The sequence below is a fragment of the Coleofasciculus sp. G1-WW12-02 genome (genome assembly GCF_040219735.1).
Taxonomy (GTDB): Bacteria; Cyanobacteriota; Cyanobacteriia; order Cyanobacteriales; family Coleofasciculaceae; genus Coleofasciculus.
Genome location: NZ_JAVJRX010000119.1, coordinates 50939 through 65222, shown reverse-complemented (window position 1 = coordinate 65222; position 14284 = coordinate 50939). Strand labels below are relative to the sequence as shown.

The following is a 14284-nucleotide window of genomic DNA, read 5'->3' as shown; positions in this document are numbered from 1 at the left end:
TTAAATGCGCGACAGCATTATCACTCACTGGGTAATTCGATCGCGAACTCGGTACCTTGACCTGGAATCGAATCACATCGTAACTCACCCCCATGGCGTTCCACGACGATCTGATAACTGATGGATAACCCTAAACCTGTTCCCTTGCCTACAGGTTTTGTGGTAAAGAATGGATCAAATATGTGTTGGGAAACCTCGCCAGGGATTTCCTCACCATTGTTCCCGATGTAAATCACTACCTTTGAACCTCCCTGAATCTCACTATCCTCAGACCCAGGAACACGGGGAATTATAGCCGTGCGAACCCAAATTTTAGGTTCAAAGTTTAGGTCAAGTTCCAGTTTCTCCTCTAGGGCATCAATGGCATTACTGAGGATATTCATAAACACCTGATTAAGCTGACCCGGATAACATTTAACCTGGGGGAGTTGATGATACTCTTTAATCAGATGAATCTGAGGGCGGGAGGATTTTTGTTTGAGTCGGTGCTGTAATAACAGTAGGGTATTATCAATCCCTTCATGAATATCAACCGGCTTATACTCCGCTTCATCCAGACGCGAAAAATTGCGTAAGGATTTCACTATCTTAGTGATGCGCTTCGCCCCCTCTTGCATGGATGCCAGCAGTTTGGGAAAATCGTAGCTGATAAAATCGATGTCGATACTATCGAGTTGCTTCCCGATCGCGCTCACCGATTCCGGGTACTGCTGTCGATAGAGCTGGATTACGTGGAGGAGGGTTTGAGCATATTCCGTCGCTGGCTCGATATTCCCATAGATAAAACTGGTAGGATTATTAATTTCGTGGGCAATTCCCGCCACCATTTGTCCCAACGAGGACATTTTTTCGGCTTGAATCAATTGGGTTTGGGTGCGTTTTAATTCGTTGAGGGTGAGTTGTAACTCCCGTGCTTTTTCCCGTTCTCCTTCTTCCGCTTGTTTGCGCTCAGTGATATCCGTAATTGAACCAACAGCGCGGACTGGGTTTCCTAACTCGTCCCAATGGGCTTGTCCCCGCGCTAATAACCATTTATAACTGCCATCTTTACAGCGCATCTGATACTCTAGGGAATAATCAGCGGTTTCCCGGTTGAGATGCCTTTGAAAGGTTTCCTTGACTAAAGGAACATGCTCAGGATGAATATAACTCATCCACTTGTCAAAATTATCGATTTCCTCATAGTCATACCCCACTATTTCCAGACAACGGGGTGATAAAAAATGCTCCTGGGTAATCAAGTTATGATCCCAAATCCCATCATTATTACCTGAGAGCGCTAATTGCCAGCGTTCCTCACTCCTTCTCAGTTCAGTTTCGGCGCGTTTGCGATCTGTGATATCCTGTCCAATGCCAATACTGGTTCCATCACTGAGGCGAATATTTGCCCAAGAGGTTTCTATCGTTTGACCATTTTTAATCCGGACGCTGAAATCTTGCCATTTTCCCGAAGCATTTAACATAAAATCCCAGACGCTTTGGCGATCCTTTGGATTGGGATAACATTCGGTTAACAAATCAATCTGATCAAGTTCGGCTTTAGACCAGCCTAACACCCGTTCCACCTCTCGGTTAACTAATTGAATTTGACTTGTGGCATCATAAAAACAAATCATCACCGGAATATGGTCAAAAATAGTTTGTAGAAGTTCTTTCTGATACCGGAGTTGGGCTTCAGCTTGTTTGCGTTCGCTGATATCCTGGGTTGAACCCACCATTCGCACCGGATATCCCGCGTCATCCCATAAAGCTTGAGCGCGAGACTGTAGCCACTTATAGGTTCCATCCTGACAGCGCAGACGATATTCGATCGCGTAATGGGGTATTTTTTGCTCCAGGTAATCTTGGAGACTATGATTAACGAAGTCAAGATCCTCGGGATGCAAACGACTTTGCCATTCAGGAAAATCGAGTTCAAATTGATCGTCATCGTATTCTAAGATTTTGCGGTAGCGATCAGAAATCAAGGCTTGACCGGTGGAGATATTCCAATCCCAAATTCCATCTTGATTCCCCTGAAGGGCTAATTGCCAACGTTCCTCGCTTTCCCGGAGTGCGGCTTCGGCTTGTTTGCGATCGCTAATATCGGTGGCTGTCCCTAAAATTTGCTCCGGCTTCCCCTCCTGGTTCCACGTAAAGACTGTCTCACGACTAGAAAGCCAACGCCATTCCCCTGTTTTGTGTTTAATCCGATATTCTAAATCAAACACCTGATCCAGTTGGGCGGTTTCTAGTTGCTGAAAATGGTGGAGAATTCCCGGTAAATCATCCGGGTGAATCAGCGTAACCAGAATATCATCCTCCATCTGAATCACTTCTTCTGGTGTATAGCCAAGCAGGTTCTGGATTTTGCGATTGAAATAAAGAATTTGCTTACTGATGCGGTCATAAATATACAAGATACTGGGATTTGCCTGAGTAATTGCACGCAGCAACCTCTGGTTTCCGCGCAGGGCTTCTTCCATTTGCTGGCGCTCGCTAATATCCCGCGCCACCCAGACGACGGAGTTTTCTGCGATCGGGGAAATACTCGCACTAAACCAAACCTCTCGCCCCTGTAGCTCAAGAGAGTAATCTAGGGTAAGGGTTTGCTTGGTTTTGATCGCCTGCTGAATCGTTTCCACCCAAACCGGATTGGTTTGGCTGGGATCTTCCAACAATCGCTGGATCTGATCTATAAAATCCGTCATTTCACATAGACAACTCGAAGCCGTTGGCATGACTTCGACATCTTGAATTTGATTATCGTAAGTATTAATAACTAAAACGACATCCGTCATCGCCTCAAACACAGCCCGGATTTTTGTCTCAGACGTGGATAATTTCTTTTGTAGTAATTCACGCTTACTAATTTCCTGTTGCAGTTGCTGATTTAACTGGCGTAATTGGTAGGTTTGCTGATCTAACAAATGCTCCAATGTTTCCACAGTTTGATAGATATCCATTGGGTTAATCGCGTTTAGCACCTGCGTCTGAGTAATCAAACCCACTAATTCTCCCGCTTCACCTGACACCACCAACCTTCGCACTCGATGCTGCTGCATACGTTGATGCGCCGTCCAAATAGAATCAGTCGGTCGAATCGGTAATAGGGGGGTACTCATCACGGCGGCGGCGGGAGTGTGGGCGAGATCTAATCCCAAATTGCTAAACTGAACAATATCTCGTTCGGTAACAATACCTATTGGACGGAGCAAGTTTTTCCGAATGTAGGGGCTCTTTTCACGATTATCGTTTGTTTCCCGCCCTGATTTGACTAAACCCGCCCCCACCGACGTTTTGAGTGTAGAGACTTTACGTGATACGTCTGAATTTTGCGTTGAAAAAGGGAATTCAGCCTCCTCGACAATCACCACACAACTGACTCGCTGTGAGGTCATCAGTTGTGCTAGTTCCAGGATAGAAGCTGTCCCTAGGGCGTGAATCACAGGCGTGGACATCACCTCAGAGACTTTTTTGTAGTTGAGTAAATCAACGGGTTGGAGAACATCCCGAATCGTTTGCGGTGTGATTAAACCAACTAAGTTTCCCCTCTCTCCCACCACCGGAAGATGGCGAATTCTATACTGACGCAGCCGATTAATCACGGTGACAATATCTTGAGCTTCAGTTTCTGTGATCGTAATCACTGAAGTGGTCATCATAGACGCCACAGACATGGTACGCAAGTCTTCACCAGAAGCAATCAGTCGCACCGTATCTCGTTCAGTAAAAATACCCACAACTGGACTATTCGGTTGATGATTCCCTAATACGAGTAGACAACTGCTGTGAGTCTGACTCATCCGCGCCAAAGCCTCGTTCACCGAGATATCAGGTGTCGCGGTTAGAGGGTAGCGATCGATGGCTAAACGGTTGCTATGATTCAGTTTAAAGGCAGTAGCAATGCTCATGGAGAAGCGCTCCTGAAGCCAAAGGTTTTTCTATCTTCCTATTTAATTCACGATTTATAGACTTGTTTCAGGGTTTTATCCCATTTTTTCTCTTAATACTTCATACTGCGTGCAGGGGTGACTTTTTTTCTGCGATCGCCACGAAATGACTTACGATTAAATCTGTCAAGTCCAATGAGTAAACCTTAAGTATAGACGACTTTGGGGGATCTCTGTATGTTTGGGTCATAGAAATACCATGGAACGCTTAATTTCTGCCTTGGGGCTGCTGGTATTCATCGGCTTAGGCTACGTTTTATCAATCAATCGGCGGGCGATTCGCTGGCAACCTGTATTATGGGGAATTGCCTTGCAGTTAATTCTGGCAGTGTTAATTCTCAGGACAGCACCAGGGGTGGTTATCTTTGAGTTTTTAGGGCAGTTAGTGACTCAGTTCCTGGATTTCTCTGATGCTGGGGCAAAGTTTGTCTTGGGGGAAAATTTAGAGGAACGTTTTATTGCGTTCAAAGTCCTACCTACGATTATCTTTTTCTCGTCTACGGTTAATGGGATTGATGCGGCGGCGACGGGGGCGCTGGATGGGTTGAAATTGGCAGCCAATGTAGCGGCGATGTTGATTGCATTCTTGGGACTGTTAGCCATGGTGAACGGCATTCTGGGGTGGTTGGGTGGATTAGTTGGACTACCCCAGCTCACGCTAGAATCAATTTTAGCGGTTATTTTGGCTCCCGTGGCGTGGTTAATGGGTGTTCCTTGGTCAGACTGTAGTCAGGTGGCAGTTTTATTAGGAAAAAAGACGATTTTAAGTGAATTTATTGCTTATCTGGATCTTAAAGCATTGATTGAACAATCTCAGTTATCAGAACGGTCAATTATTATTGCTACTTACGCCTTGTGTGGCTTTTCCAATATTGGTTCAATTGGAATTCAGCTGGGTGGAATTGGCGGAATCGCACCGAATCGGCAAGCTGATTTAGCACGGTTAGGCGTGCGAGCATTAATTGGCGGAACACTCGCTTGTTTTATGACCGCTTGTATTGCTGGAATGTTATTGTAGAAATGAGAAACTAACATGGCACGTCTTTCCTTAAAATCCGCCCTCCTCACTGATAATTGAACAAAACGATTTAACAGCTATGTCTAAACGTCAATCCTCTAACTCCTCCCAAAAGCGCGTAGCTTACCAAGAATTTGGTGGTAATCCGGTGGCTACGGAACGCGGAGTCCAAGAACTTCCACCCAATCAGCAAAACTTGCGTATTCAAGCCTCTCGTAAGGGGCGCAAGGGGAAAACCGTTACGGTAATTAGTGGTTTTCAATGTAAACCGGATACCTTAACTCAACTTCTCAAACAGCTTAAAACCAAATGCGGTAGTGGTGGTACGGTTAAAGATGATACCTTGGAAATCCAAGGAGATCATGCTCAGAAACTACTGGAAATCTTAACCCAGTTGGGCTATAAAGCCAAAATTAGTGGGGGTTAGTGCCTTGTGTAGAGACGTTAAAGGCAATGTCTCTACTTATGTGTAGGCGCAAGGATGGTGCCCCTACATTTGCTATACTATGGAAAACATTTTATAAAAAAATTACGATGGTTGCTGCTCCTGAACATCCCTATCTTACACCTGATCAGTATCTCACACTGGAGGAACAGAGTCCGATCAAACACGAATATATTGATGGGCAAATCTATGCTATGGCTGGAGCCAGTGACCCTCATGTTACGATTGCCCTTAACCTTGCCACGCTACTCCGTAGTCATGTCCGAGGTTCGGGGTGCCGAGTCTATATTTCCGATATGAAAGCCCGCATAGAATCATTAAATCGATTCTATTATCCTGATGTTATAGTCACTTGTGACCCACGGGATCAAGAAACCTCGACTTATAAGCGATTTCCGACTCTAATTGTCGAAGTTTTATCGGATTCTACTGAAGCGTTTGACCGAGGGGATAAATTTGCCGACTACCAGGAACTGGCAAGTCTACGTGAATATGTATTAATTAATACTAAACGGCAACGAGTTGATTGCTTCCGCCGCAATGATAAAGGGCAGTGGTTGTTACAGTTTTATACTCCTATACAGAAAGAATTTATACTCGAAAGTATTGATTTTACCGGAACGTTGGTAGCGCTTTATGAAGATGTAGATTTTTAATAAAAATTAGAGTAAGCCTCATCAGCCCTGACACCCGCTAAGAACTCAAGTTCTTGGCTAAAAGCTCAAGTCCATTAAAATGGACTAAAACTAGAGATGCAGTCCTCTTTAGACGACTTTCGCTTTTAGCCTTGGGTTTTAACCCAAAGCGGTTGATGAGACTGGTGCAAAATGTGAGTTTTAAAAGGTATAAGCTTTGGTTCAGGGCTTAAGTCTGTGCCATTCATATTAAGATTAAGATAATCTCATGAATGACGAAAATTTTTGCAAAAACAACATCAACATGATGTTAAGTCGCTCACAAACTAAAGTTATTTTTCCTGTAATTACTCTCGCCTTGGTTAAGGAATACCTATCTAATAAAAAAACTATTTTTTTAAACTCTGAGATTAAAGCAGCTTATCAAAAAACCGTTAACGCTATGATTGATTATTTGCAACATGATTTACATATAGGGGGTAAATACTATGATGCCTATCCGTCTAGGAATCTACCTAAATACGGAGTGTTAAGAGCGATTAATAGCGGTGAATATGAATTTACGTCACCCTATGTAAATAATGCTCAATTGCTGGATCAATGGATTCCTGAAAGAATTCAGCAACATATTAGCGGTAAATTAGGTGAAATTCCTCTCTTAAGCAATCGGGAAATTCGCTCTGAACTATCATTGCACAATAATCAATTTCTTAATTTCATAGAAGAGAATATTCGTCAAAATTCAACCAATTTTGAGATATTCAGCTTTGCTGTTATCAAGGTGCATCTTGAAAAATTTTCCTGTAAACTCTATAGAGATACACGCACATCGGCAAATGATAGCGGAGTTGATATATCGACTAACTTTGGGGTGGTTTATCAAATTAAAAAACTAAAGGTTTATAGTAAAGCTGTAGCGGATGATATTTATGCAGAACTTAAGGGTAATTTTGACCGGGAACGCTTGAGCGATGGCAATGTGATTTTGATTATCGATGATATCTCGAAAGATATTAAAAGTTACTTAATTAACATGAAGGTTCAATCAATTACTATTAAGGAAATCTTAAAATTAGCGTCTCACTTTGAAGACATGGAAGACCGAGAAAAAATATTAAGGATAATTTACGAAGAATTCCACCGCGAATATTCGAGCAATCTTCCTTAAATGGGTTACTGAAATAAATGGATTGAATGGATTGGGAGGTACAGATTTTGTTTAGGTAGGTAGCAAAATAACTCATGAGTGTTTTAACGATGAGGGCGAAGACAGCACAACGACGAACCTGGTTTAAAAGCCTAAATCTGCTTTAGCTGCATCAGCTGCAGCAAATACCTCCTCATCGGACATTTCATCCCAAGAGGGTTCGCCAATTTCTGCGTAGAATGCTTGATCATAAGGACGAGTTCGCACAACAACTGGCATGGGTACGGCATGTCCTAAAATTAATGCCTGTTGTTTAGAATCCAACTTAGCTAAAACTGATCGCAAACTTTGACCTCCTGAAACTCCGGTAAAGATAGCCTCAATATCCTTATCATCATTCAATAAACAGGTAATTCGGGTGCCAACCTGAGACATGACTTCATTATCAATCCCTGATGGACGCTGATCGACAATTAGTAATGTAACGAAATATTTCCGCATCTCCCGGGCGATAATGCCAAAGATGGTTTGACGTACTGTCGCTGAATCCAGGAAACGGTGCGCCTCTTCAATCGTAATCACTAATGGGCGCGGGCGATCGCATGGATTTTTGCTTTGCAGAAATTTCTCCGCCTTACGCACATATTTACCATGAATGCGGCGTGTCATCACATTCGTGGCTAACATATAGGAGAGCATATTCGATTGAGAACCAAATTCCACCACCACATGCTTCCCCGCATCCAAGGATTGCAGAATCTGGTCAATATAATTGTTAGGACAAGCACTTCGTATGTACTTTAACTCCTCTAGACGCAGTAACTTGCGCTGTAATGCCATAATTGAAGACTTATTTCCCCGCTTCTCATCGCAAAATATCTGGATATCCTCATTCGTCATATTCAGGAGTTGAGTAATCCAGGTTTTGCCAAACTCATTGCGGAGAATAATCGCATTTTCTAGACTCGCCTCAGACAGGTTTAACTCCCCTCGCACCAGCATAATATCTTCGACTTCAATTTGATCGAAACTGAGATACATTTCCTGGGCGTCTCGAATCCCTCGGCGTTGGGTGGATTCCGGGTCAAGGGTGTAAACTTGGACTTGATTGGGAAAGAGTTGGCGTAATCCTTTGACGGTACTAAATTGTTTTCCCTCCGATACGGCTTCCCATCCATATTCGGAGTGCATATCGAAGATTAAATTAACCGCCGCTTGCTTGCGAATAATCCCGGATAATAATAAGCGAGTTAGAAAGGATTTCCCGGTTCCCGATTTGCCAAATATACCATTACTGCGTTCCACAAACCGATCTAGGTCTAAGCATATTGGCACTTCCATGTCAAGGGGTTGACCGACAGAAAAATTACGCCGATGGGGGTCATCTTCCCAGCCAAACACCTTGCGGAAATCTCGTTCACTAGCGTCATAGACTTGGGAGAAGTGACTGGGAATCGTTTTCACCGGAAGTAATTCGTCGTCGTTATCACTACTTTGAGGTTGAAACGACGCTAAAGGACTTTTGCCATTCAGATTAAGGTTAGGTGTCTCGCGTTTTCCCGTGTTTGGCGTCAACATCAGCATCGGGGTTAGATTGATCGTCCCAAAGGTGCCACTTCCGGCGAGAACCTCACGCAAAAATTCATCATCGGGATGGGGGGGATTCGCCCAAATCCGCTGACTGGAGGTTCCTAGAGCCACATCCGTCAGCATACAGAAAAAGCGCGATCGCACCCCTTTAACAACCAGAAATTTGCCCACGCGCATATCTTCCACGGAGACATCCGCATTTAATCGCACTTCCAATCCGCCGGAGAGAGAACCTTCAATGACTGAACCTAAGCGTTTATCTACATCCATCACTGCTAGGGTTTGAACGAAGCCAAGCCTATCTTATCGCTCTATTGTTGGTTATAGGGCATTCTGCCTCGATTCAGGGGTTGAATTATTGCGCTTGGCTTTGTCAATGGCGTAACTGTAAACCCATTCCTTCCCGGCGATTGCGGAGATCATAGTAAATGACGGCTTTAATGATTTGCCAAAATGGCATGACTAACAGACCAGCCAAGATAATCATAATGAATGTTAATGGAATTAACACCCCTAGGCTAGAAATTAATGCCTCTGGCGAGGGCGCCATAAATAAACTTGGAATTATCAGCACTATAGGAATGAAAGCGAGCACTCCTAGCGGAATTGTGATCAGAAAAGCGACGGTAATTACCCCCGTAATTTGGATGACTAACCCCTTTGTCAATTGCCAGCTGCGGTCAAGGCAACTCGTTGAACTCATACCCGGTTCTACGGCTAGCGGTAACTCAGCAATACAGAAGTGAGAGTAGACCCAGATGAAAATAAATAGACTTACTACATTAATCACCAATCCTAGAATATTTAAGATAGCAACTAACGTTACATTATCTGGAAAAACCGTCGAAACAATCATTGTTGGTATACTAACAATAATTACTGACAAGATAGACAGCGCAAAATTGACGCCAAAAGAAATCAGCCCAATTAAGATCTGAGCAATCCAAAAGTCCCACATTTTCGGATTTAGCTGAGTACGAATACTATCGATTGTTTCCGGTTGCTCAGCAAACTCACTAACGGCATGACGTGAAATAATACCCTGAATTTGATAAAATTTTGCCCATCCGTAAATCGGTACTATTCCCCATAAAAATGCCTGAAATGCCAGACCAAAATATAGTTTGAACCGATCGCGATACAACCGCAGACTCGCACTAACCACATTACCCACACTCAAGGGTTTCATGGGTTGGCGAGGTCTGGAATGGCTGGATTGATTGCTATGGTGTGGAGTATGGGCGCTTGTTTGTCGATTGTGTGAGGATGTATACCCTCCAACAGCGTGACTAGGAACTTTGGCAAAATTTGAACCTGGTGGTGGTTCTAAACCAGGGGATTGGAAACTGGAAGATGTATCATTTTCAGCAGCAACGTCTGCGGGAGTTTGGTGCAGATTTAAATCGGGATCTGAGTCTTGAACATCTGCGGCTTGAGAGGATGAGGATTCTATCTCAAAGCTTTGATTCCAAGCAAAAGATTCTTGTCCTTTCTGACGCCCATAAACTTGCACCGTTTTAATCGTCTCAATACCTAGCTTGGTTAAACCCTGACGAATAAAAGAAACTGTCGCTTTTTGATTGGGAATTTGCGCTGATTCCACCAAGACTTGCAAACCATCATCCTGGCGATTAACCTTGGCGATGATATGCTTGGCTCGCAGTGAGCGGTTAATCATTGCCGCAATTGCTTTAGGATTACCTTGCTTAGCAAGCTTTAACATGTTTGGCTCAGCCATAACCCTGTCTCCAGTTTGAGTAAATTCAGATTATATCGAAGCGGTTAGCCGATACGAAATCACCTTCACTAGTTACTCTAGATTTCACGGTAGCTTTTACGGAAAATACCCCTTTTTGTGATATTTTTTTACATTTCCTAATAAAACGTCAGAACAATAGACTTGCAGGGGTCAGGCTAAGGATGTTAATGGGACAGAGAGTTAGGAATTCCAGATTAGAACTGAAATCCGAGTAAATTCCAGTACGCCAAAACGCCGATGAAAACTAAGGCGGCTAATGTGATCACAGAATAATGCGATCGCGCCCCAAAAGACCAGTACTGATTTTTCCAAGCTAACACGGTAAAAGCCAGCAATCCCAGGGTAGCCAAAGCGGTTAAGACAGGAAGACACAAGAGTGCGATCGCGACAGGGGGAACGCCGTAGGCTAACTTCCAGACGCCGATCAGCCAGAGTGACAGGGGTAAGCCAATCAGGAAGACTAAATTTAAAGTCGCGATCGCTCCCGCTAATCGCCACGCTGAGTTATGTTGCTGTTTATCTTGACTAAACTTTCCCCGCCACCATTGAATTAAGGGTTGTACGATTCCCCTACTAATAGCGGATAGGAACACCAAAACACAAAACCCGACAAGTCCAAAATGCACCCAAATCCCTTCATACCAGGATATCCGCTCATAAGTGCCAATCTTGGGAAACAGGGGATTGTAGGCAAAAGTAATCTGTCCCTCCTCATTTTCCTCAAACGCCGTAAATGTCGGCGTATCCACTCGTTTAAATAACAGTGGCTCTACAGGTTCAAGCTGAACGGGTTTGATTTTATTCAAAAAGAAGAGACTAGGAGTCTGAATTTCCAATCGGTTGTCATCAGTTTTTTTAATATTGATATGTTTGAATGTTCCTGCCAGTTTTGTAAACGTATGGCGGGGATATTCCATATCTCGATAAGTCCCCATAAACCGATCAAGTTCTACCTGGGAAGTATCAAGGGATTGAATGGGTGTAGACTCTTGGTCAACCGGAAAATAATGATCAAAAAATTGATTGAGGAATTTACTATGAATTCCGCTAAAACTATTAGAGGCAATGAAAATACCAATATTTTGGTCAGGGATTAACGTCAGCGAACTCGAATACCCCCGTAAGCTGCCTAAATGCCCGATCGCGCGGATATTATTAACCAAGCGTTCCCGAAACCCGTAGCTAGTTCCGGGTAATTTTGGGTGAGGTTTAAAATGGGTCTGGTGCATGAGTTTCGCCGTATCCTCCTCTAAGATACGCTCGTTTTCATAACGACCCTGTTGCAAGTGAGCAATCATAAAATGTGCCATATCTGTGGCGGTGGCACTCAGGGAGGCGGCGGGTGCAATATTAAGGTAGAGGAAGGGAACAGCGTTGTAGTTGCCATTTTGATACTGATAGCCAACCGCCAAATCATCCGCTAAATCCGGTGGCGGGGGTTGAGCAAAGCTGCTGCGCTGCATATCTAGGGGTTGTAGAATATTGTTGTTAATATATTCCAAAAATGGGCGATTTGATATCTGTTCCACCAAATAACCCAATAAAGCTGTAGCATGGCTGGAATAGCTGTACAATTCTCCCGGTTGCCAGACAATCGGCGGCATATGATCAGCCAGGTAATCCCCTAAGGGCGTCATCTCTTGTTCAGTGCGGGCGGCGAGTCCAACCAGACGCTTCGTGCTACCATCGGTATGCATCATCAGCTGGGCAAAGGTCACTGGTTCAGAGTGGGGGTTGTCGAGTTGAAAGCGTTCCAGGTATTGGCTAACATCACCATTTAAATCAATCTGTCCCTTCTCGTACAATTGCATTGTGGCGGTAGCCGTGAAGAGTTTAGACAAAGAAGCAACCCGAAACAGCGTGCGATCGGCAACAACAGGAATTTTTTTCTCGATGTTGGCATAACCATAGCCTTTGGTGAATAAAAGAGTTCCATCTTTGACCACAGAAATTACCGCACCAGGAACGTGAGACTTGGGCATCTCCTGTTCAAAGAAATTGTTCACAAATGTGGTAACTTCCTGTTGGCTAATAATTCCGGGCGTACCGGGTTCTGGGGAAACCGGGGGTTCTTTTTCAATCGCTTCCTGCGGTGGGCGATCTAAAGTGGGAATCTGGAAGGGTTCATTTTGCGCCACGGCGGGAAACCCTGACAAAGACAGAAACAGGATGAATCCGAGTAGTCCGCTAATAATTCCCTTAAACCATTGCTTTAGGGGTAATTTATACTGGCTTTTGTCAACCTGCGGTTGGGTCATTCTTCAAAACGATGGAGTCGGCAACAGAAATTGGGTCGGGATATTGCAGGGTGAGTATCCCTACCTTGGCAGTTTACCAAGGTGGTGAATGGCTGGAATCTGCATAGAGGATGATGATCCCAAGTTGCGGTTAACAGAACTCAAAAGGCAAAACCAGTAGATTTTACGGTAGCTACGGGTGACATACTCCTACACTGACCTGAGTACAGGTACAGTGTAGGCTTCGCAACCAATCCGGCTATTGCTTAGGAGGCGTTGCGCTTTAAGGACTGGATGCCCCTCAGCCCTATTTCTGATATTGATAGCTGCATTATGATCGCGGTCAAGAGAGCATCCACAATGAGGGCAGTCATGCCAACGAATATGCAGCTTTTTTGGTACTTTCTCACCACAATTGGAGCAATCTTGTGAGGTATTACGGGCGCTTACTGGCACAACCAACTTCCCAGCATTTTCGGCTTTGTTTGTCAGTATCGACAGAAAGTTTGACCACCCCGCATCCAACACAGATTTTGCCAATCGGGTACGAGCTAGACCAGAAACGCTTAACTCTTCATGAGCAACTACATCGTATTTTGACAGCAGATAATTAGCTGTCTTGAAGTGGAAATCCTTGCGTTTATCTGCAACTTTTTTGTGCTGTTTTCCCAGTTGCTTGATAGCTTTAAGTCTGCCGTTACTCCCTTTTTTGCGGCGTGATACCCGTTTCTGGATAACCCGTAGGCGCTTCTGGGACTTGCGGTAGTGTTGAGGAATAGCAACGGTTTCACCCTCTGAAGTTGTCAAGAATTCTTTTAAACCCATATCAATCCCAGTAATTTTATCTGGGTTGAAGTCTGGCTTAATTTCTGGAACAGTTTTATCTTCTAAGGAGAGCGTGACATAGTAGCCATCAGCTTTCAAGGTAACAGATGCAGTTTTGATTTTAAACCCATCAGGTATCGGGCGATGCCAGACAACTTTGACCTTGCCAAACATCGGCAAGTTAATCAGATTGCCCTGTAAACATCCTTCTTTCATCTGGGGATAAGTGAAGGTGCGATAGCGGTTACGAGCCTTGAACCGAGGTTTACCACTTCGTTTGCCGTTACTATCACCCTTCAAGAAATGGTCAAACGTTATCTTGACTCGTTTAACTACATCCTGAAGAACTTGCGAATAGATTTCGCCGTACCAAGGATGAGCTTTCTTAAGTTGCGGTAACGTTTTCTTCTGGCTGTAATAGTCAGGATTATCCCGCAACTCTGGCAAATGACAAACAAGAGGACAAGCGTTAACAGGAGAACGATTCTGCTCATACCAATTAAACCTATCAGCCAACAAATAGTTGTACTGAGCGCACAACATAGACAGCCATCTGTCTAGCTGAATAACTTGTTGTTTTGTTGGACGTAATCGGTACTGGTGAGCTGTCCTCATTAAGGTTCCCTCTCGTTTATCGACCTATAAAACAGTATCCTATATTTACGTACATATAACCAGAATAAAGTGAAAAACATT

Annotated in this window: 9 protein-coding genes; 4 read left to right on the top strand and 5 right to left on the bottom strand. The window is 44.0% G+C overall.

Features of this window, described 5'->3' with window-relative positions; translation table 11 throughout:
* Positions 1-20: 20 nt before the first annotated feature.
* Positions 21-3893 (bottom strand): PAS domain-containing protein, encoded by a 3873-nt coding sequence (locus tag RID09_RS19665; protein WP_446337613.1) that lies wholly within the window; start codon positions 3891-3893, stop codon positions 21-23.
* Positions 3894-4131: 238 nt separating this feature from the next.
* On the opposite strand from RID09_RS19665, the gene RID09_RS19660 reads away from it, so the two are divergent.
* The 4 genes from RID09_RS19660 to RID09_RS19645 all read left to right on the top strand — a co-directional run bounded on the left by RID09_RS19660 (position 4132) and on the right by RID09_RS19645 (position 7198).
* A complete protein-coding gene (locus RID09_RS19660) occupies positions 4132-4950 on the top strand; it encodes a nucleoside transporter C-terminal domain-containing protein (protein ID WP_446337612.1) in 819 nt (272 codons plus the stop codon).
* A 79-nt stretch (positions 4951-5029) separates the two neighbouring features.
* Positions 5030-5377 (top strand): translation initiation factor, encoded by a 348-nt coding sequence (locus RID09_RS19655; protein WP_446337611.1) that lies wholly within the window; start codon positions 5030-5032, stop codon positions 5375-5377.
* Between the two features lie 107 nt (positions 5378-5484).
* A complete protein-coding gene (locus RID09_RS19650; protein WP_446337610.1) occupies positions 5485-6051 on the top strand; it encodes a Uma2 family endonuclease in 567 nt (188 codons plus the stop codon).
* 247 nt (positions 6052-6298) lie between these two features.
* Positions 6299-7198: a hypothetical protein gene (locus RID09_RS19645; protein ID WP_446337609.1), complete on the top strand. Its 900-nt coding sequence runs from the start codon at positions 6299-6301 to the stop codon at positions 7196-7198.
* 123 nt (positions 7199-7321) lie between these two features.
* Here the strand turns inward: RID09_RS19645 and RID09_RS19640 are convergent, their stop codons facing one another.
* The 4 genes from RID09_RS19640 to RID09_RS19625 form a co-directional block, all read right to left on the bottom strand.
* Positions 7322-9037, bottom strand: coding sequence for a helicase HerA domain-containing protein (locus RID09_RS19640; protein WP_446337608.1), 1716 nt, complete (start codon positions 9035-9037; stop codon positions 7322-7324).
* A 103-nt stretch (positions 9038-9140) separates the two neighbouring features.
* Entirely contained in the window at positions 9141-10505 is a 1365-nt protein-coding gene (locus RID09_RS19635) for a hypothetical protein (protein WP_446337607.1), read from the bottom strand.
* Positions 10506-10720: 215 nt separating this feature from the next.
* Positions 10721-12784, bottom strand: a complete 2064-nt coding sequence (locus tag RID09_RS19630; protein ID WP_446337606.1) for a serine hydrolase domain-containing protein — start codon at positions 12782-12784, stop codon at positions 10721-10723.
* Positions 12785-12973: 189 nt separating this feature from the next.
* Positions 12974-14203 carry an RNA-guided endonuclease InsQ/TnpB family protein gene (locus tag RID09_RS19625; protein ID WP_446337605.1) on the bottom strand — a complete coding sequence of 410 codons (1230 nt, stop codon included), beginning with the start codon at positions 14201-14203 and terminating at the stop codon, positions 12974-12976.
* Positions 14204-14284: the final 81 nt, after the last annotated feature.

What these genes read in the sequence shown, in the direction of transcription:
- RID09_RS19660 (WP_446337612.1), top strand. Translation starts at nt 4,132, where the DNA reads ATGGAACGCTTAATTTCTGCCTTGGGGCTGCTGGTATTCATCGGCTTA.
- RID09_RS19665 (WP_446337613.1), bottom strand. Translation starts at nt 3,893, where the DNA reads ATGAGCATTGCTACTGCCTTTAAACTGAATCATAGCAACCGTTTAGCC.
- RID09_RS19655 (WP_446337611.1), top strand. Translation starts at nt 5,030, where the DNA reads ATGTCTAAACGTCAATCCTCTAACTCCTCCCAAAAGCGCGTAGCTTAC.
- RID09_RS19630 (WP_446337606.1), bottom strand. Translation starts at nt 12,784, where the DNA reads ATGACCCAACCGCAGGTTGACAAAAGCCAGTATAAATTACCCCTAAAG.
- RID09_RS19635 (WP_446337607.1), bottom strand. Translation starts at nt 10,505, where the DNA reads ATGGCTGAGCCAAACATGTTAAAGCTTGCTAAGCAAGGTAATCCTAAA.
- RID09_RS19645 (WP_446337609.1), top strand. Translation starts at nt 6,299, where the DNA reads ATGAATGACGAAAATTTTTGCAAAAACAACATCAACATGATGTTAAGT.
- RID09_RS19650 (WP_446337610.1), top strand. Translation starts at nt 5,485, where the DNA reads ATGGTTGCTGCTCCTGAACATCCCTATCTTACACCTGATCAGTATCTC.
- RID09_RS19625 (WP_446337605.1), bottom strand. Translation starts at nt 14,203, where the DNA reads ATGAGGACAGCTCACCAGTACCGATTACGTCCAACAAAACAACAAGTT.
- RID09_RS19640 (WP_446337608.1), bottom strand. Translation starts at nt 9,037, where the DNA reads ATGGATGTAGATAAACGCTTAGGTTCAGTCATTGAAGGTTCTCTCTCC.